The sequence below is a fragment of the Polaromonas hydrogenivorans genome (genome assembly GCF_040105105.1).
Lineage (GTDB): Bacteria > Pseudomonadota > Gammaproteobacteria > Burkholderiales > Burkholderiaceae_C > Polaromonas > Polaromonas hydrogenivorans.
Genome location: NZ_CP157675.1, coordinates 2,989,431 through 3,004,717, shown reverse-complemented (window position 1 = coordinate 3,004,717; position 15,287 = coordinate 2,989,431). Strand labels below are relative to the sequence as shown.

The 15,287-nt window shown below is 64.0% G+C and carries 20 protein-coding genes; 9 read left to right on the top strand and 11 right to left on the bottom strand.

From position 1 onward, the window contains the following. The first annotated feature begins 274 nt into the window (after positions 1-274). The 5 genes from ABLV49_RS14475 (at position 275) to ppk2 (ending at position 3,015) form a co-directional block, all read left to right on the top strand. The gene (locus ABLV49_RS14475; protein ID WP_349277449.1) at positions 275-766 is read left to right on the top strand and encodes a hypothetical protein; all 492 of its coding nucleotides are present in this window, start codon (positions 275-277) and stop codon (positions 764-766) included. Positions 767-825: 59 nt separating this feature from the next. Beyond that, entirely contained in the window at positions 826-1,107 is a 282-nt protein-coding gene (locus ABLV49_RS14470) for a DUF427 domain-containing protein (RefSeq protein ID WP_349277447.1), read from the top strand. A gap of 74 nt (positions 1,108-1,181) precedes the next feature. After that, complete coding sequence (locus ABLV49_RS14465) at positions 1,182-1,619, top strand: universal stress protein (protein ID WP_349277445.1); 438 nt, start codon at positions 1,182-1,184, stop codon at positions 1,617-1,619. A 35-nt stretch (positions 1,620-1,654) separates the two neighbouring features. Beyond that, the gene (locus ABLV49_RS14460; protein ID WP_349277443.1) at positions 1,655-1,894 is read left to right on the top strand and encodes a YdcH family protein; all 240 of its coding nucleotides are present in this window, start codon (positions 1,655-1,657) and stop codon (positions 1,892-1,894) included. A 203-nt stretch (positions 1,895-2,097) separates the two neighbouring features. Continuing rightward, on the top strand, positions 2,098-3,015 hold the full coding sequence (gene ppk2 / locus ABLV49_RS14455) for a polyphosphate kinase 2 (protein ID WP_349277442.1): 918 nt from the start codon (positions 2,098-2,100) through the stop codon (positions 3,013-3,015). 6 nt (positions 3,016-3,021) lie between these two features. Here the strand turns inward: ppk2 and ABLV49_RS14450 are convergent, their stop codons facing one another. Genes ABLV49_RS14450 through ABLV49_RS14430 form a run of 5 tightly spaced genes read right to left on the bottom strand, consistent with a single transcriptional unit; the run spans position 3,022 to position 6,322 of the window. Continuing rightward, positions 3,022-3,780: an SDR family NAD(P)-dependent oxidoreductase gene (locus ABLV49_RS14450; RefSeq protein ID WP_349277440.1), complete on the bottom strand. Its 759-nt coding sequence runs from the start codon at positions 3,778-3,780 to the stop codon at positions 3,022-3,024. A 33-nt stretch (positions 3,781-3,813) separates the two neighbouring features. Then, on the bottom strand, positions 3,814-4,527 hold the full coding sequence (locus ABLV49_RS14445) for an RluA family pseudouridine synthase (protein ID WP_415838195.1): 714 nt from the start codon (positions 4,525-4,527) through the stop codon (positions 3,814-3,816). Continuing rightward, entirely contained in the window at positions 4,524-4,841 is a 318-nt protein-coding gene (locus ABLV49_RS14440) for a VF530 family protein (protein WP_349277438.1), read from the bottom strand. The genes ABLV49_RS14445 and ABLV49_RS14440 overlap by 4 nt, the downstream gene beginning before the upstream one ends. 7 nt (positions 4,842-4,848) lie before the next feature. Beyond that, positions 4,849-4,992, bottom strand: coding sequence for a hypothetical protein (locus tag ABLV49_RS14435; protein WP_198140676.1), 144 nt, complete (start codon positions 4,990-4,992; stop codon positions 4,849-4,851). A gap of 31 nt (positions 4,993-5,023) precedes the next feature. Beyond that, the gene (locus tag ABLV49_RS14430; RefSeq protein WP_349277436.1) at positions 5,024-6,322 is read right to left on the bottom strand and encodes an NAD(P)/FAD-dependent oxidoreductase; all 1,299 of its coding nucleotides are present in this window, start codon (positions 6,320-6,322) and stop codon (positions 5,024-5,026) included. 203 nt (positions 6,323-6,525) lie between these two features. Here ABLV49_RS14430 and ABLV49_RS14425 point away from each other — a divergent pair, with 203 nt between their 5' ends. Next, positions 6,526-7,773, top strand: coding sequence for an MFS transporter (locus ABLV49_RS14425; protein ID WP_349277434.1), 1,248 nt, complete (start codon positions 6,526-6,528; stop codon positions 7,771-7,773). Positions 7,774-7,803: 30 nt separating this feature from the next. On the opposite strand, the gene ABLV49_RS14420 is transcribed toward ABLV49_RS14425, so the two are convergent. The 5 genes from ABLV49_RS14420 to ABLV49_RS14400 all read right to left on the bottom strand — a co-directional run bounded on the left by ABLV49_RS14420 (position 7,804) and on the right by ABLV49_RS14400 (position 12,196). Continuing rightward, complete coding sequence (locus ABLV49_RS14420) at positions 7,804-9,087, bottom strand: cytochrome c (RefSeq protein ID WP_349277432.1); 1,284 nt, start codon at positions 9,085-9,087, stop codon at positions 7,804-7,806. Next, the gene (locus ABLV49_RS14415; protein WP_415838196.1) at positions 9,084-9,857 is read right to left on the bottom strand and encodes a c-type cytochrome; all 774 of its coding nucleotides are present in this window, start codon (positions 9,855-9,857) and stop codon (positions 9,084-9,086) included. Before ABLV49_RS14415 ends, ABLV49_RS14420 begins: the two co-directional genes overlap by 4 nt. Before the next feature lie 92 nt (positions 9,858-9,949). After that, positions 9,950-10,738 carry an alpha/beta fold hydrolase gene (locus ABLV49_RS14410; RefSeq protein ID WP_349277430.1) on the bottom strand — a complete coding sequence of 263 codons (789 nt, stop codon included), beginning with the start codon at positions 10,736-10,738 and terminating at the stop codon, positions 9,950-9,952. Further along, entirely contained in the window at positions 10,735-11,805 is a 1,071-nt protein-coding gene (locus ABLV49_RS14405; RefSeq protein WP_349277428.1) for a M14 family zinc carboxypeptidase, read from the bottom strand. The genes ABLV49_RS14410 and ABLV49_RS14405 overlap by 4 nt, the downstream gene beginning before the upstream one ends. 79 nt (positions 11,806-11,884) lie before the next feature. Next, positions 11,885-12,196: a 2Fe-2S iron-sulfur cluster-binding protein gene (locus ABLV49_RS14400; protein ID WP_349277426.1), complete on the bottom strand. Its 312-nt coding sequence runs from the start codon at positions 12,194-12,196 to the stop codon at positions 11,885-11,887. A gap of 148 nt (positions 12,197-12,344) precedes the next feature. Between ABLV49_RS14400 and ABLV49_RS14395 the strand changes: the two genes are divergently transcribed. Together ABLV49_RS14395 and ABLV49_RS14390 are read left to right on the top strand one after the other, a co-directional pair. Further along, positions 12,345-13,580 (top strand): RNA-guided endonuclease InsQ/TnpB family protein, encoded by a 1,236-nt coding sequence (locus ABLV49_RS14395; protein ID WP_349277425.1) that lies wholly within the window; start codon positions 12,345-12,347, stop codon positions 13,578-13,580. 127 nt (positions 13,581-13,707) lie between these two features. Further along, a complete protein-coding gene (locus tag ABLV49_RS14390) occupies positions 13,708-14,229 on the top strand; it encodes a GNAT family N-acetyltransferase (protein WP_041376571.1) in 522 nt (173 codons plus the stop codon). Positions 14,230-14,417: 188 nt separating this feature from the next. Here the strand turns inward: ABLV49_RS14390 and ABLV49_RS14385 are convergent, their stop codons facing one another. Continuing rightward, complete coding sequence (locus ABLV49_RS14385) at positions 14,418-14,603, bottom strand: hypothetical protein (RefSeq protein ID WP_349277423.1); 186 nt, start codon at positions 14,601-14,603, stop codon at positions 14,418-14,420. Between the two features lie 275 nt (positions 14,604-14,878). Here ABLV49_RS14385 and ABLV49_RS14380 point away from each other — a divergent pair, with 275 nt between their 5' ends. Continuing rightward, complete coding sequence (locus tag ABLV49_RS14380; RefSeq protein WP_349277421.1) at positions 14,879-15,247, top strand: DUF883 family protein; 369 nt, start codon at positions 14,879-14,881, stop codon at positions 15,245-15,247. Positions 15,248-15,287: the final 40 nt, after the last annotated feature.

Below are 15,287 nucleotides of genomic sequence, written 5' to 3'. Positions count from 1 at the left end.
CCAGGCAAAGGTGATGGGGGGATTTTGGCGCAAATGGGCCGGTGCCCTGGAAAAAGCCTTGAGCGCGACAGGATGCGCTGCGGCTGGAAGCGCCCTTGTGCAAACGCGTGATTTTTTGGGGGAAATGTTTGCTTGCAACTGTCACCTTATCCTACGCGAGGCAGGAGTGGCGCCTGTTACAACCAAGGCTGATGCGTGGCAATGGCGGCGCAATCGCCTCGATGACACGGCCGGCCCGATAAAACCAGACGCAAACCGCTTGAAGAAAGAAACCATGAAAAAAACGACCAAAACCTTGCTGATGGCGGGGCTTGTTGCCCTGTCGGCCCTGCTGGGCGGTGCCGCCCAGGCGGCTACTGCCCATGCGACGGTGGAGGGCGCCTTGGCGCCGGGCGTGTATGGGCGCATCGACATCGGCAATGCGCCGCCGCCGCCCCTGATTTACGCGCAACCGGTCATTATTCAGCGCCCGCCCGCCCCGGTGTATGTGCGGCAGCAGCCGCTGTATTTGCATGTGCCGCCCGGCCATGCCAGGAAATGGTCAAAGCATTGCTCTCGTTACAACGCCTGCAATCGCCAGGTTTACTTCGTCAGGGTGCGCGGCGATGACCGTTACGAGCAGCAGCGCCATGGCGGCAACGACTACCGCCGCTACGAAAATGACCACGGCGACTATCGCGGCGGCGACCATCACGGCAACAAGCATGACAAAAAACACGGCAATGGTCATGGCAATGGCCACGCAAAGGGCCACGACAAGGGTTAGGCAGGCCGCTGCCGCCGGCACTATGCGAAGATCCAGGTGAAAACTAGGCAAGGAAAAACATGAAGGCAATCTGGAATGGCGCCCTCATTGCGCAAAGCGATGACACCGTGGTGCTCGAAGGCAACCACTACTTCCCTGAAAGTTCACTCAACCGCGATCATGTGACATTCAGCAACCACCACACCATGTGCTCATGGAAAGGGCAGGCCAGCTACTACTCGCTGCTGGTCAATGGCGAGATGAACACCGATGCCGGCTGGTATTACCCCGACCCCAAACCCGAGGCCGAGAACATCAAGGGCCATGTCGCTTTCTGGAAGGGCGTGAAGATCGAACCTTGAGCAGCTAGCAAGGCCGGGCCTCGGCCCACCAGGCGGGGTGCGTGAAAGTTTTTGCATCACAAGGAGAGCGCAATATGTTCAAGCACATTCTGGTTCCCGTTGACGGATCGCTCACGGCGCGCCATGCCATCGACAAGGCCGTGGCCATTGCCGTGGCGTTTCGAAGCGCGGTGACGGTGATTTATGTCATCGACCCCTATGCCTTCTCTGGCGTGGGCGCCGACTTTTCTTATGGCCAGGCCGAATACCTCAGCGCCGCCACGGCGGAAGCCGATCAAGCCATCAGCGCCGCCCGGCAGGTTTTCGAGGCGAACGGGCTGCTCATCCAGGGCTCTGTCGTCGAAGGCCATTCGGTGTACCAGGCCATTTTGGATGCCGCCGAGTCGATCAATGCCGACTTGATCGTCATGGGCTCGCACGGCCGCCGGGGGCTTGAAAAACTGGTGCTTGGCAGCGTCACGGCCCAGGTCTTGTCGCATGCCCATCTGTCGGTGCTGGTGGTGCGCGAGTAGTCCTGTTGAATTTTTCGTCCCAAGAAGGAGTTGTTATGGAATTGCTGAATCACGACTTGACGCATGAGTTTCCACAGTACCTTGGAAAAATGAGTGGCCTCAAGGCTTCCGACGCGCATTTTTCGACGCTGTGCGAACGCTACGATGCCCACAACCACACGATTACCCAGTATGAGCAGGGCAAGACCGCGATTGCCGATGACGCACTCGAAGTGATGAAGAAAGAGCGGCTCGAACTCAAGGACGAGATTTACCAGCTTCTGAAAGCCGATTAGCCGGTCCATGGCCGTTGTTTAGGCATGAAATCAGCGCTTTGCGCATGCTGGTATTGTGTAGTATGCTATATAAAAAGTAGCACTGTAGCGCAGGAACACTCCGCTTCAAATTTTTCTTTCAGACAAGCCATTTTTTCATCAAATTGAAACATCGCAGCACTACGCTGGCAAGTTAATCAACTTGCAGTGTTCCGGAGCGCGCCATGAATTCAATTGACGAAGATGTGATGCGGCGAATCCGCAATGACCTGATCGACAGCTACGACGAAGAACTGGAGATGGAGCTTGAAGACCAGACGGTGGCCCAGCTCACAGGGGAAGAACCCATCAACTCAAGCGAGCAGGACAAGGAGCGCCGCCGGCAGTATTTTCGCGAGCTGTTTCGCCTGCAGGGCGAGCTGGTCAAGCTGCAGGACTGGGTGATTGCCACCGGCCACAAGGTGGTCATCCTGTTTGAAGGACGCGATGCCGCCGGCAAGGGCGGCGTCATCAAGCGCATCACCCAGCGCCTGAATCCGCGCGTTTGCCGCGTGGCGGCGCTGCCGGCGCCCAACGACCGGGAACGCACGCAATGGTACTTTCAGCGCTATGTGGCGCATTTGCCCGCCGCCGGTGAAATGGTGCTGTTTGACCGCAGCTGGTACAACCGCGCCGGCGTCGAGCGGGTGATGGGCTTTTGCACCGATGCGCAGTACGAGGAGTTTTTCCGCACCGTGCCGGAGTTTGAAAAAATGCTGGTGCGCTCGGGCGTGCAGATCATCAAGTACTGGTTTTCGATTTCCGACGACGAGCAGAACCTGCGCTTTCTCGGCCGTATCCATGACCCGCTCAAGCAGTGGAAGCTCAGCCCGATGGACCTGGAGTCGCGCCGCCGCTGGGAGGAATACACCCGGGCCAAGGAAATCATGCTGGAGCGCACGCACATCGCCGAGGCGCCATGGTGGGTGGTGCAGGCCGATGACAAGAAAAAAGCCCGGCTGAACTGCATTCACCACTTGCTGGCGCAAATGCCCTACCAGGAAACCCAGCATCCGCCCGTGGTACTGCCCGAGCGCATCCGCCATGACGACTACGTGCGCCAGCCGGTGCCGCAGGACATCGTGGTGCCCGAGGTTTATTGAACGGTTTTAGTCCCGGACGTCGGCGACCGGCTGCGCGCCAAAGTCGGGCCGCGCCAGCCAGGCGAGCACGCGGCGGGCTGCTTCGTCGGGCGTGGTCAGCTGTCCGCTGCTTTCAAGGCGCGCAAAACTGTCCCGGTCCGGAAAGTCCGCCGGGTTCGCGCTGCGCAACTGAAGCTGCATCTCGGTGTCGATCACGCCGGGCGCCAGCGAACAGACTTTGGCGCCACCGGGCTTGAGCGCTTCTTCCAGCGCCACGCAGCGGCTGAAATGGTCCATGCCGGCCTTGGCCGCGCAGTAAGCGGCCTGCGACGCCATCGGCCTGCGACCCAAACCCGACGAGATATTGAGCACCCTGCGCTGGGCCGGCCAGCCTTCGGTGGCGCGCAGGAAGGCTGATGTCAGCAGCATGGGCGCTTCCAGCCCGACGCGCAGGGCCTGCAAGAGATCGGCCGCATCGGCCTGGCTGAGCGGGGCTATGCGCGCAAGGACGCCGGCGTTGTTGATGAGCGTGGCGCTGCGCCAGGACGTGCTGCCCTGTTCGCGCAGCCAGCCTTCAAGCCGCAGGCCGAGCGCGCTGCTGTCGGCCAGGTCGTGGCACCAATGCAGCAGCTTGGCGCCGGCCTCGCGGGCTGGCTGGATGAGCGTGGGCTGTTCGGTGCGCGAGATGCACAGCAGAGTGTGGCCCGGCGTGAGCAGTTGGCGCGCCATGGCCAGGCCCATGCCGCGCGATGCGCCGGTCAGGATGAAAAGGTGTTGAATCGTCATGAACCGCATGGTAGCGCCAGGCTTGCATGAAGGCTAAAAATCGGGTGGGCTTTCAACAGACAGCAGGACGCCAGTGGCCGGATGAACCAGCCTCAGGGCGCAGGCATGCAGCAGCAAGCGTGGCGACAGGGCCTGCACCGCTTCGCAGGCATACAGCACATCGCCCAGGATCGGATGGCCCAGCGCCTGTAGATGCACCCGCAGCTGGTGCGAGCGGCCGGTGACCGGCTCCAGCTCGACGCGTGTGCTCCTCGCCGCTTCATCAAACGCCACGCTGCGCCAGCGCGTCTGGCTGGGTTTGCCGCTGGCGGCATCAATGATGCGCAGCGGGCGGCGCGGCCAGTCCACGGCAATCGGCAGGTCAATCAGGCCCCAGCCGCCGGGCTCGGGCGCGGGCTGCAGCCGGCCATCGACAACCGCCAAGTAGCGCTTATAGACTTCGCGGCGCTCGAACAGCTGGCTCAGGGCGCGCTGCATGGCGATGCCCCGGCCCATCAGCATCAGGCCCGAGGTGGCCATGTCCAGCCGGTGCACGATGAGCGCGTCAGGGTAGAGCGACTGCACGCGGCGGCTCAGGCAGTCCTGCTTGTCTGCGCCGCGCCCGGGCACGGCCAGCAGGCCCGGGGGCTTGTTGAGCACCAGCAGGCTGTCGTCGGCGTGAATGATCTGGAAAAGGGGAAAAAGGGGGGAAAGGGAGTCCGCTGTGGCCGGGGTGCCGGGTCGCACCGCCTCGATGTCAGGGATCAAGGCTTGGGCGGCGGAAAGTTGTGCGCCGTCGGGCTGTTGCGCCGGATCTCGCGCAGCATGAACAGGTAAAGGCTTTCGACCTTCTCGCGCGCCCAGGGCGTCTTGCGCAGGAACTTCAGGCTGGACGCCACGCTGGGCTCGCTGGTGAAGCAGCGGATGTTGATACGCTGGCCCAGGCCTTCCCAGCCGTAATGGGCGGCCAGCGCGGTGACGATGGCTTCGAGCTTGACGCCGTGCAAGGGATTGCCCGGCTGGCCCGTTGCCATTGCGGGCTCTGGCGCAGGGGTGGCTGAAGGACCGGCGGGCAGCACCATGACCGGCTTATTTGTTTTTCAGCTTGCCGCGCACCGGCACCTGCGTGACCACGGTCGGGCGGACCGCGTCGGGCGACACCAGCTTGGGCGGCGAGGTGTCTTTTTTCGGTTTCTTGACCATTTTGTCGTTGTTCTGCTGACCTTTTGCCATGACGTTTCTCCAGTAAGTTGAGGGCTGATTATCAATGCAACTTTATCCGTGGCCGGTGCGTCCGGTCAATCATTTCGGACAGCGTGATGAGTGCGGTTTTGGTGAATCCGCCGAGCGCCAGCTGGTGCTGTTTATGCAGGCCCCAGTACATCAGCTTGGCCAGCTGCCCCTCGACAAAAAAGCTGCCCTTGCTCAGGCTGCCCATCAGGCTGCCGACCGACGAGTATTCGGACAGCGACACCAGCGAGCCCTGGTCGCGGTACTTGAACGGCGCCACCGTCTGCCCCTTGACCAGCAGGGGCAGGGCGCGCGCCAGGTACATGGCCTGCTGGAAGGCGGCCTGGGCGCGCGGCGGCACCCAGGTGCCGTCGGACTGCTGGCAGGCGGCGCAGTCGCCGAACGCATAAACACTGGCATCGCGCGTGGTGCGCAGGTTGCCGTTGACCAGCAACTGGTTGATGCGCGTGGTTTCCAGCGCTTCGCCCTGGCCCAGCGTGGTCAGGAAATCGGCCGCCTTCACGCCGGCGGCCCACACCGTGATGGTCGAGGGAATCACCTTGCCGCTGGCCATTCTCAGGCTGTCGTCGGTCACTTCGACCACTTTCTCGCTGGTATGCACTTCAATGGCCAGCTTGCGAAGTTCGCGCAGCGCCGATTCGCTCAGGCGCTCGGGCAACTGGGCCAGCAGGCGCGGCGCCGCTTCGATCAGCACGATCTTCAGATCCTTGACCGGGTCGATATGGTCAAAGCCGTAGCTGGCCAGCACGCTGGCCGCCGCATGCAGCTCGGCGGCCAGCTCCACGCCGGTCGCGCCGCCGCCCACGATGGCCACCGTCAGCCGGGGGCTGGGCACGGTTTGCGCGCGAATGCAGGCGTTGATCAGCCGCTGGTTCAGCAGCCGCGCGGCTTGCGGCGTGTCGAGCTTGATCGAATGCGCCGCCGCGCCTGGCGTGCCGAAGTCGTTGGTCTGGCTGCCCACGGCAATCACCAGGGTGTCATAGCCCAGCGTCTGGGCCGGAGTGATTTCGCGCCCGCTTTCGTCATGGCTGGCGGACAGGTGAATTTCTTTTTTGTCCCGGTCCATGCCGGTCAGGTTGCCCAGGCGAAACTGGAAATGGTTGGTGTGGGCCTGCGCCAAATACTCTATTTCTTCCGCATGCGTGTCGTAGCTGCCGGCGGCCAGCTGGTGCAGCAAAGGCTTCCAGATATGGGTGCGGGCGGCATCGACCAGGGTGATGTGGGCCAGCCCCTTTTTACCGAGCCGCTTGCCCAGCTGCGTGGCCAGCGCCAGGCCTCCCGCGCCTCCCCCGACGATTACAAAACGGTGCATGGATTGTTTCTCCCTGAATGGATGGTGTGGTGAGGCGAAAACTTCGCCCGCTGAAGGACGGATGAGCTTATTTTCAAGCGAAACAGGCCTTTAGCGCAAGTGCATCGGGCGCAAGATGCTATTAAATAAGGAGCAAAAAATAAGGACGAACGAAGGCATGATACCGATTCAGGGGGCCTGCCGGCTGGTAAGCTTCAGCGCCCATGCCTACCCACAGCTTCACCGAACTCACCCGCCAGCGCGCCTTCATGCGCATGTGGCTTGCCCGCCTTTTTGGCACCACCGGAAACCAGATGCTGATGGTGGCCGTCGGCTGGCAGATGTACGAGCTGACCGGCAGCGCCTGGGACCTGGGGCTGGTCGGCCTGTACCAGTTCGTGCCGGCGCTGCTGCTCACGCTGGTCGCCGGCCATGTGGCCGACCGCCTGCACCGGGGCCGCATCGTGGCGGCCTGCTTTGTCGCTCAGGCCAGCGTGGCGTTGATCCTGGTGGCCGCCACGCAGGGCTGGGGCGCCGCGTCGGGCTGGGCCTCGCGCGAGTTGCTGCTGGGCGTGTCGGTCATGCTGGGCGTGGCGCGGGCTTTCCAGATGCCGGCCCAGCAGGCGCTGACGCCGATGCTGGTGCCGCCGCTCATGCTGCCGCGCGCCATGGCCTTCAGTTCGGCCGGCATGCAGGCCGCCGTGATCAGCGGGCCGGCCTTGGGCGGCGTGATTTTTGTCGCCGGCGCCTCGGCGGTGTATGCGAGCTGCGCCTTTCTTTTTGCCATCGGCTGCGGCCTGATTGCCGTGCTGCGCTACGAGCATGTGCCGCCGCCGCGCGAGCCGGTGTCGCTGCGCACGCTGCTGGCCGGGGCGGAATTTGTCTGGCGGCGCAAGGCCTTGCTCGGCGCCGTGTCGCTGGATCTGTTCGCGGTGCTGCTGGGCGGCGCCACGGCCTTGCTGCCGATGTTCGCCAAGGACATCCTGCATGTCGGCCCGTGGGGGCTGGGCCTGCTGCGCGCGGCGCCGGCGGCGGGCGCCTTGCTGATGTCGGTGCTGCTGACGCGCTGGCCGCTGGATCGGCGGGTCGGCCGCATCATGCTGATGTCGGTCGGGGTGTATGGCGTGTGCATGCTGGTGTTTGGCCTTTCGACCAGCTTTGTGCTGTCGCTGCTGGCGCTGGCCGTTTCGGGCGGCGCCGACATGGTCAGCGTGGTGGTGCGCCAGACGCTGATGCAGATCGAAACGCCCAACGACATGCGCGGCCGCGTCAGCGCGGTCAACTCGGTGTTCATTGGCGCATCGAACCAGTTGGGCGAATTCGAATCCGGCGCGACGGCGGCCTTGCTGGGGCCGGTCGGCTCGGTGGTGGCGGGCGGGGTGGGAACGCTGCTGGTGGCGATGCTCTGGCTCAAGGGCTTTCCCGAGCTGGCAGACCGCGACCGAATGACCGACGCATCAGCGCTGCGCTGACTGGCCTTGCATCGCAGCGCCAGGGCGCGGTCAATGCCCCTGGTTGGCCCGGATGCGGTTGACCTGCTGCGGCGTGACGGCGCCGGCCTGGTTGCCCCACGCGGTGCGCACATGGCTGATCACGTCGGCCACTTCGCCGTCGTCCAGCACCAGCACGAAGGGCGGCATGCCGAACGGCCTCGGGTTGCCCGCCGTGGCCGGCGGGAAGCCGCCGTTCAGCACCATTTGCACCAGGTTGTCGGTCGATGCCATCGTCACCGCGCGGTTGCCGGCCAGCGGCGGGTAGGCGCCGGGCACGCCCTGGCCCTGGTCGCCGTGGCACTGCGCGCAATGCTGCTCATAGAGCTTGGCGGCTTTTGCGGTGTTGAACGGCGCGCTGGCCGGGCGCGGCGCGGCCGGTGCTTCGGGCGCCGGGCCGGGCAGCGCCTTGAGGTACTGCGCCATCGCGCCCAGATCTTCGTGCGTCAGGTACTGGGTGCTGCGCAGCACCACCTCGGCCATCGGGCCGCTCGCCGAGGCGCCCGGCGCCACGCCGTTTTTGAGCAGGCCGACGATCTGCTCGCGGTCCCAGGCGCGCACGCCCGCTTCGTGCGGTGAGGCCAGCGAGGGCGCGTACCAGTTCTGCATCGGGATCAGGCCGCCGGCCAGCGTCAGGCTGTCGCGGATGCCGCCCAGCGCGTCGCGCGGCGAATGGCAGGCGCTGCAGTGGCCCAGGCCACCGACCAGGTAGGCGCCCCGGTTCCATTCGGCATTGCGCCCGGCGTCAAGCTGGTACACGCCCGGCGTGAAGTACAGCGCACGCCAGAGCGCCAGCGCGGCCTGCGAGTTGAAGGGAAAGCGCAGCGCGTGCGGCCGGTTGGCCTGCTTCACCGCCGGCAGGCTGCGCAAGAAGGCAAACATCGCGTCCGAATCCTCGCGTGTGACCTGGGTGTAGCTGGTGTAGGGAAAGGCCGGGTACAGCAGGCGTCCGTTTTTGGAGCGGCCATTGTGCAGGGCGCGCCAGAAATGGGCCGATGACCAGCTGCCGATGCCGGTATTGGCGTCGGGCGTGAGGTTGGAGGTGAACACCGTGCCGAAGGGCGTGGCCATGCCCAGGCCGCCGGCGTAAGGCTCGCCACCGCGCGCCGTGTGGCAGGCCATGCAGTTGCCCGCGCGCGCCAGGTAGGCGCCGCGCGCGATCAGGCTGTCGCTCGGGGCGAACGCCGCCGTTATCTTGACATCGACCTCGTCGCGCACGTTCAGCGCCCAGATGACGCCCGCCGCGCAGGCCGCCAGCAGGCCCATTCCCAATGCAACTCTGAATCCTGTTTTCATTTTTTGGCTTTCGGCTCGACCGTGCCACGGGCCGGCAGCGGCGCGCTGCCGCAACGGACGGCTTCGCTGCCCGGCGCCACGGCAGGCAGCGAAGTGGCGGGATGGGTGTTGGCGGGCACGGGCTGGGCGGCGGCCCAGCTGGCCACAGCGTTGATGTCTTGCAGGCTTAGGCGGGACACCACGTCCTGCATGCAGTCGGGCGCATGGGCGCGGCGCTGGCCGGCCTTCCAGGCGCCCAACTGCGCATTGAGGTAGTCGCGCGGCAGTCCGAGCAGGCCGGGAATGTGGGGCTCCACGCCGGTCATGGCCTGGCCGTGGCACTGCACGCAGGCCGGCAGCTTGCGCGCTGCGTCGCCCTCGGTCACCAGCTGGCGGCCCCGGCGCAGCACGTCGGCCGAAGCCGTGCTCGGCGGCGGCGCGGGGTAGGGCACTTCGAGGCTTGAAAAATACTGCGCGATTTCCAGCAGGTAGGCGTCGCTCAGCGGGTCGATCAGCTGGGTCATCAGGCCGTAGTGCCGGCGCTCCTCGCGAAAGTTGAGCAGCTGGTTGTAGAGGTAGCCGGCCGGCTTGCCGGCCAGGCGCGGGTAGTAGCCGTCGGGCGCGGCGCGGCCCTGCGGGCCGTGGCAGGCGGTGCAGGCCAGCGTGCGCTGGGCCATGCTGTCTTCGAACGGCGCGGCGGCCATCGCGGTGTTTGCCGCCATCCAGGCCATGCCCGCCATGACGCCGGGGATCATCAGTCTGCGTAGATACGAAAAGGTCGTTGTTGTCATGGGGCGAATCATGCCTTACCAAAATAGGGTGATAGGCCCTGAAAGCGGTTCTTGCGCCGTGGACATTGCCGGCCCTCAAACGAGGAATGAATTCACATCGCCTTCAGCCAGCCACTCACCTGCTGGCCAACCCAGGCCGGGTCGTCATGCGGCAGGTCGTGGCCGGCCCACGGGTGCGCGTGGTGCGCTGCCTGCCAGGCCTGGGCAAGATGCGTTGAACAGCGTGGATGCACCAGCTGGTCGCCTCGTGAAGACAGCACCAGAACCGGGCAGCGCGGCACTTTCGCACTCGAAAACCGCGCGGCGGCCCAGAACTGGCGCCAGGCGTTGGCCGCGCTCACCGGGGCGTCCTTGCGGATGCGCACCCATGCCGCCACATCGGCATCGCGGGCGTCAACCCGCTGGCAGGTGAGCTGGTGAATCACCTGCTCGACATAGTCCGACGACTCGCCGCCCTGCCAGCGCGCGGCCAGCAGCGCCAGGCGCAGCCAGTTGTCGGGGCGCAGGCGCTCGGTCATGCCGCTGTAAGGCCGCAGGCTGGTGTTGATCAGCACCAGCCGGGCCACTTCGTGCGGATACTGCTGCGCCCAGTCGGCCACCACCATGCCGCCCAGCGACATGGCCAGCAGGCTGTACGGTGGCCGGCAGCCCCTGGCCTTGAGCTGCTGGCGTGCAAACTCCACCATGCGGCGCACCGATGACGGCGAAGCCAGCCGGTAAAACGCGCCATTGCCCGGCAGGTCCAGCGGAACGATTTGCGCCATTGCGGTGCTCGGGTTTTGTAGGAGCAGTGCCAGCTGGCGGGGAAATTCTCCCCAGTGCCTGGCCTCGCGCGTGAGGCCCCGCAAGAGTATCCAGGTCATGGGGGTTTGCGGACTCATGCGGCAGGCCGGCGGCGCCAGTGCGCTTTTGCCAGCTGAAGCAGCTGGGCGCGCCGGTCGTCGGCCGGCAGCCAGTGCGGCGCGGCATAGGCGGCGCGCGTCAGGAAGTCCAGCAGGTCGGCATGGCGGCGCAGCACGCGCTGGGTGCGGTGCGCCATGATGGGGTTGAAAATACCCTGCCGCGAGAACAACTGGCGCGGATTCTTGCGTATCCACAGCCACGAGCCCAGCTCCAGCGTCATCGGCAAGAACACATGGCCCGCCGGCGCCAAGTCATAGGCGTGGTCCCACAGGTCGCCATGCAGCAGGTACTGGTTGCTTTGCGGCTCAAAGCGGTAGGCATGGTGCGGGTAAGACTGCTCCAGCATGGTCTTGAGCGCGAACATCTCGGGCAGGTGCGGCATCAGCCGGCGGGTTTTTGCATACGGAAACCACAGGCTGTCGCTAAAACCGTAGCCCGAATGGCAGTCCAGCGCCAGGCTGAAGGGCCGGCCGGCAAGTTGCTCGCGCACCACCTGCAGCAGGGCCGTGCTTTCGGTTTCCATGGGCGTTCCCGAGCGGCCGCAATACCAGGGCAGCACAGGGCTCAGGCTTTGCCCGCCCGCCAGGAAAGGCACGCGGCCCTCGGCCCTTTGCGGCGCGTTGCGCATCAGGTCCACGCCGCCGGGGTTGCTGCGGGTGTGCGCCCACATGCCGCCGGGATTGACGATGGGCATGAACAGCAGGCGGATTTTCTGGAGCTGCAGGCGCAGCAGCTCGTCCCATTCCAGGCGAAACAGCAATGCGCGCATGTAATGCAGGATCAGCTGCGTGCCGATGCGCTCCAGCCCGTGAATGCCGCCAAAAAATCCGACGGCGGGCGCCTGCGGATCGGGCGAGCCGATGCTGGCGGTCAGCAGCGGAAAAGTGCTGGCTCCGGCGTTGACGCAGCCCACGGCCCGTAGCTCGAACCGCGTTCCGCCAGCCCGCAAAATCGCCTTGAGTTCCTCGAACTCATCAAAGGTCGCGCCGGCCTCCCGGGTGGGAACCAGGCTGGCAGGGGCGACAGGGGGATGCGGGGAGTCCATGCCGCCATCCTTGCACAGTTGTTTGACACAGGCATGCGCCGCGCCCGGCTTTATTTTTGGGGGATGCCCGGCAGCAAGCTTATCGCGGCAGCGCAATCACCACATCGGACAGCGGATACGCCACGCAGGGCAGGATGCAGCCTTCGCGCTTTTCATCCAGGCTCAGCCCGGGCCAGTCGATGCGGTACGCCACCTGGCCGCTGACCAGTTGGCAGATGCAGGCGCGGCAAGTGCCGTTGCGGCACGAGCTGTCCAGCAGGGCCAGGCCGGCCCTCTCGGCCGACAGCAAGAGCGGCAGCGATGCAGGCGCTTCAAACAAGGCACCGCCGGGTTCAATGCGCGCGCTGAACACGGGGCTGGCGGTTTCCGCCGGGGTGGTCGGGATGGGCATGGGCTGGAGGATTGGACGGTGGTGCTGTGCAGGGGGGAGCGGCTGAATTTACCGGAATTGCGCGCAAAGCACCGTCCTTCAGGACGATGATGCAGAGCGCGGACAGCTTTGCTGTCCTTTCATGGTAACGACTGCCTAAAATACCAGCATGCTGCGACTCCAGGCTTTCAAATACGAACTCATGCCCAGCGGCGAACAAACGCGCAATATGCGCCGCTTTGCCGGAGCGCGCCGCTTTGTGTTCAACAAGGCACTGGCATTGCAGCAGGCCCATCACGCCAGTGGAGGCAAGTTCATCGGCTATTTTGCGATGGGCAAACACCTGACCGCCTGGAAGCAGGAATCCCCTTGGCTCAAGGAATCGCCTTCCCAGGCCCTGCAGCAATCGCTCAAGGATCTGGACAGAGCCTGGCAAAATTTCTTTGCCAAGCGCGCCGGCTTTCCGCGTCCGAAAAAGAAAGGCCGTGGCGAAAGTTTTCGCTTCCCGCAAGGCTTCAGGATCGACCAGCCCAACAGCCGCATCTTTCTGCCCAAACTCGGCTGGGTACGCTACCGCAACAGCCGGGACATCCTGGGCACGGCCAAGAACATCACTATCAGCCAAGTCGGCGGCAAATGGTTTGCCAGCATCCAGACGGAACGGGAACTGGAACAAGCCGTACCGACAGCCACCAGCGCCATCGGCATTGATGTTGGAATAGCCCGTTTTGCCACGATGAGCGACGGCAGTTTTGTTGAGCCGCTGCACAGCTTCAAGTGTCACGAAAAACGCCTGGCGAAATACCAGCGGCGCATGAGCCGCAAAGTCAAATTCAGCAAGAACTGGCACAAAGCCAAAAGGAAAATTCAACGAATCCACACCGATATAGCCAACGCCCGCAAGGACTTCCTGCACAAGAAGACAAGCGCCATCAGCCAAAACCACGCGATGGTCGCCATTGAAGATTTGCAGGTACGCAACATGAGCAAATCGGCAGCGGGCAATGCGGAAAAACCGGGCAAAAACGTCGCCGCCAAGTCGGGGCTGAACAAGTCCATCCTCGATCAAGGCTGGTTTGAATTCCGGCGGCAGCTGCAATATAAGCTCGATTGGAACGGTGGCATTCTCATTGCCGTGCCAGCGCACTACACCAGCCAGACCTGCCCATGCTGCGGCCATGTCGCCAAGGCAAACCGGAAAACGCAAGCGAAGTTTGAATGCGTCGATTGCGGCTACGAGAACCACGCCGATGTCGTCGGCGCGATGAACATATTGGCGCGGGGATACCGCGCAGCAGCCTGTGGAGAGGACGGCTCTGGTCTTGTGCGCAATCGCAAGACGAAACCAGCCTCGGTGAAGCAGGAACCCACCGAAGTGACTATGCACGAGACAGCTCATGCATAGCACCGTAGGAATCCCCTGCCTTTAGGCAGGGGAGGATGTCAACCCAGTCCCGCCAGTCGCCGATTTAATTTGCGCGACAATCCTGCCTCCCGAGCCTTCCCTTAGATCTTCACAAGCGATTTTGTCCATGTCCAGCTACTCCGTTCGTCCTGCCCTTGCCCGCGATGCCAAAGCCATTGCCGAAATCCACGTTGCCACCTGGCAAGCTGCTTACAAGGACTTGATGCCTGATGACTACCTGAACAAGATGACGGTGGCAAAGCGCCAGGCTTACTGGCAGGAGGCGATTGAGTACAGCGAGCCGCAGGTGCTGGTGGCCACCGACGGCGACCGGCTCGTCGGCTTCGTCGGCTTCGACCGCTCGCGCGACCCCAAGACCCGCTCCACCGTGGGCGAAATCTGGGCCATCTACGTGGCGCCCGAGCACTGGGGCAAGGGCGTGGGCTTGCTGCTGTGGGACGGCGCACGCGACGGCCTGAAAGATGAAGGCTGCACGCAGGTCACGATGTGGGTGCTGCTGGGCAACGAGCGCGCCCTGCAGTTTTGCGAGCATGCCGCCGGCTTCAAGCGCGAAATGCCGTCGCTCAAGACGGTCGATTTCGGCAGCGTCAAGCTCGAAGAAATACGCCTCAAGCGCGCGGTGGACTGACGCGGCCGGGCTTGCGGCACCTGAACGCGTAGCATGCGGTCAGCAATAACTTCCCTGCGTCATACCCGCGAAGGCGGGTATCCAGACTCGTTTGAGCGTTTCAGCCCGTGTTGCTGGATTCCCGCCTTCGCGGGAATGACGGATGGGAAGTTATTATTTTCCAGATCCGTAGTACTTCAGTTCACAACTCAGCTGGGTACGGTGACCACGCCTTCCTCATCGGGAATGAGCGGCGTTCCCTCGTCGGGATTGACCGGCAACTCCAGGCCCTCTTCGTCTTCGCCGGCTTCCTCGTCCGGTCCCTTGCGCGGCAGGCCATGGCCGGCAGGGCCGATGTGGCTGGATTGCAGGACGCGTTTTAAAAAATGAGGCATGGTCAATTCCTTTCAGTGCTCAAGAGTCTTGGTTTGCGCCGCGCGCCAACAACGGATTATTGGGCGCAATGCGCGCTCAACGCCTTCTGAATCCTTTTTGTCTTTCCTGTCCTACATGCGGTCCCTGCGGCGCCGCACAAGCAAACCTCGCTCTGGCTCCTAAAGTCGGTTTTCACACCTGATCGGCATGACTCCTGCTTTACCCCCAGGCTGCTGCTCGTCGAAGCCCATACCGGCTAAATCCGCAATGTACTGATCTTTTTAAAGGAAACAAGATGGAAAACTCGACTTCACAACCCGGCCAGGGCAGTTCCGGAACTCCTGACGCCACCGATGCCGCCGGTGTCGTCCAGCGCAGCGTGGAATCGGCAGGCTCGGCGCTGCACAGCACGATAGACAAGGTGGCCGACCCGGCCCGCAACACCGTCAACCGCGCCTCGACAGCGGCGCATGAAACCGTTGACAAGCTTGCCTGCGGGGCTGCGCATGTGGCGGACCGCTTTTCCGAGCAGGCCGCCTGGGTCGCCGAGGCACCGAGCCGTGCCATCGACTGCTCGAAATCCTGGGTTCAGGAAAAACCGCTTGAAGCCGTCGGCGCGGCACTGGCCCTGGGCTTTATCATCGGACGCCTGACGGCACGCTGAGCTTTGCGGATTTTTCAGCCATGAGGTCCGAAGCCGCCCA

Coding starts and splice junctions, on each gene's coding strand:
- ABLV49_RS14475 (WP_349277449.1), top strand. CDS start 275: ATGAAAAAAACGACCAAAACCTTGCTGATGGCGGGGCTTGTTGCCCTG.
- ABLV49_RS14470 (WP_349277447.1), top strand. CDS start 826: ATGAAGGCAATCTGGAATGGCGCCCTCATTGCGCAAAGCGATGACACC.
- ABLV49_RS14465 (WP_349277445.1), top strand. CDS start 1,182: ATGTTCAAGCACATTCTGGTTCCCGTTGACGGATCGCTCACGGCGCGC.
- ABLV49_RS14460 (WP_349277443.1), top strand. CDS start 1,655: ATGGAATTGCTGAATCACGACTTGACGCATGAGTTTCCACAGTACCTT.
- ppk2 (WP_349277442.1), top strand. CDS start 2,098: ATGAATTCAATTGACGAAGATGTGATGCGGCGAATCCGCAATGACCTG.
- ABLV49_RS14450 (WP_349277440.1), bottom strand. CDS start 3,780: ATGACGATTCAACACCTTTTCATCCTGACCGGCGCATCGCGCGGCATG.
- ABLV49_RS14440 (WP_349277438.1), bottom strand. CDS start 4,841: ATGGTGCTGCCCGCCGGTCCTTCAGCCACCCCTGCGCCAGAGCCCGCA.
- ABLV49_RS14435 (WP_198140676.1), bottom strand. CDS start 4,992: ATGGCAAAAGGTCAGCAGAACAACGACAAAATGGTCAAGAAACCGAAA.
- ABLV49_RS14430 (WP_349277436.1), bottom strand. CDS start 6,322: ATGCACCGTTTTGTAATCGTCGGGGGAGGCGCGGGAGGCCTGGCGCTG.
- ABLV49_RS14425 (WP_349277434.1), top strand. CDS start 6,526: ATGCCTACCCACAGCTTCACCGAACTCACCCGCCAGCGCGCCTTCATG.
- ABLV49_RS14420 (WP_349277432.1), bottom strand. CDS start 9,087: ATGAAAACAGGATTCAGAGTTGCATTGGGAATGGGCCTGCTGGCGGCC.
- ABLV49_RS14415 (WP_415838196.1), bottom strand. CDS start 9,857: ATGACAACAACGACCTTTTCGTATCTACGCAGACTGATGATCCCCGGC.
- ABLV49_RS14410 (WP_349277430.1), bottom strand. CDS start 10,738: ATGAGTCCGCAAACCCCCATGACCTGGATACTCTTGCGGGGCCTCACG.
- ABLV49_RS14405 (WP_349277428.1), bottom strand. CDS start 11,805: ATGGACTCCCCGCATCCCCCTGTCGCCCCTGCCAGCCTGGTTCCCACC.
- ABLV49_RS14400 (WP_349277426.1), bottom strand. CDS start 12,196: ATGCCCATCCCGACCACCCCGGCGGAAACCGCCAGCCCCGTGTTCAGC.
- ABLV49_RS14395 (WP_349277425.1), top strand. CDS start 12,345: ATGCTGCGACTCCAGGCTTTCAAATACGAACTCATGCCCAGCGGCGAA.
- ABLV49_RS14390 (WP_041376571.1), top strand. CDS start 13,708: ATGTCCAGCTACTCCGTTCGTCCTGCCCTTGCCCGCGATGCCAAAGCC.
- ABLV49_RS14385 (WP_349277423.1), bottom strand. CDS start 14,603: ATGCCTCATTTTTTAAAACGCGTCCTGCAATCCAGCCACATCGGCCCT.
- ABLV49_RS14380 (WP_349277421.1), top strand. CDS start 14,879: ATGGAAAACTCGACTTCACAACCCGGCCAGGGCAGTTCCGGAACTCCT.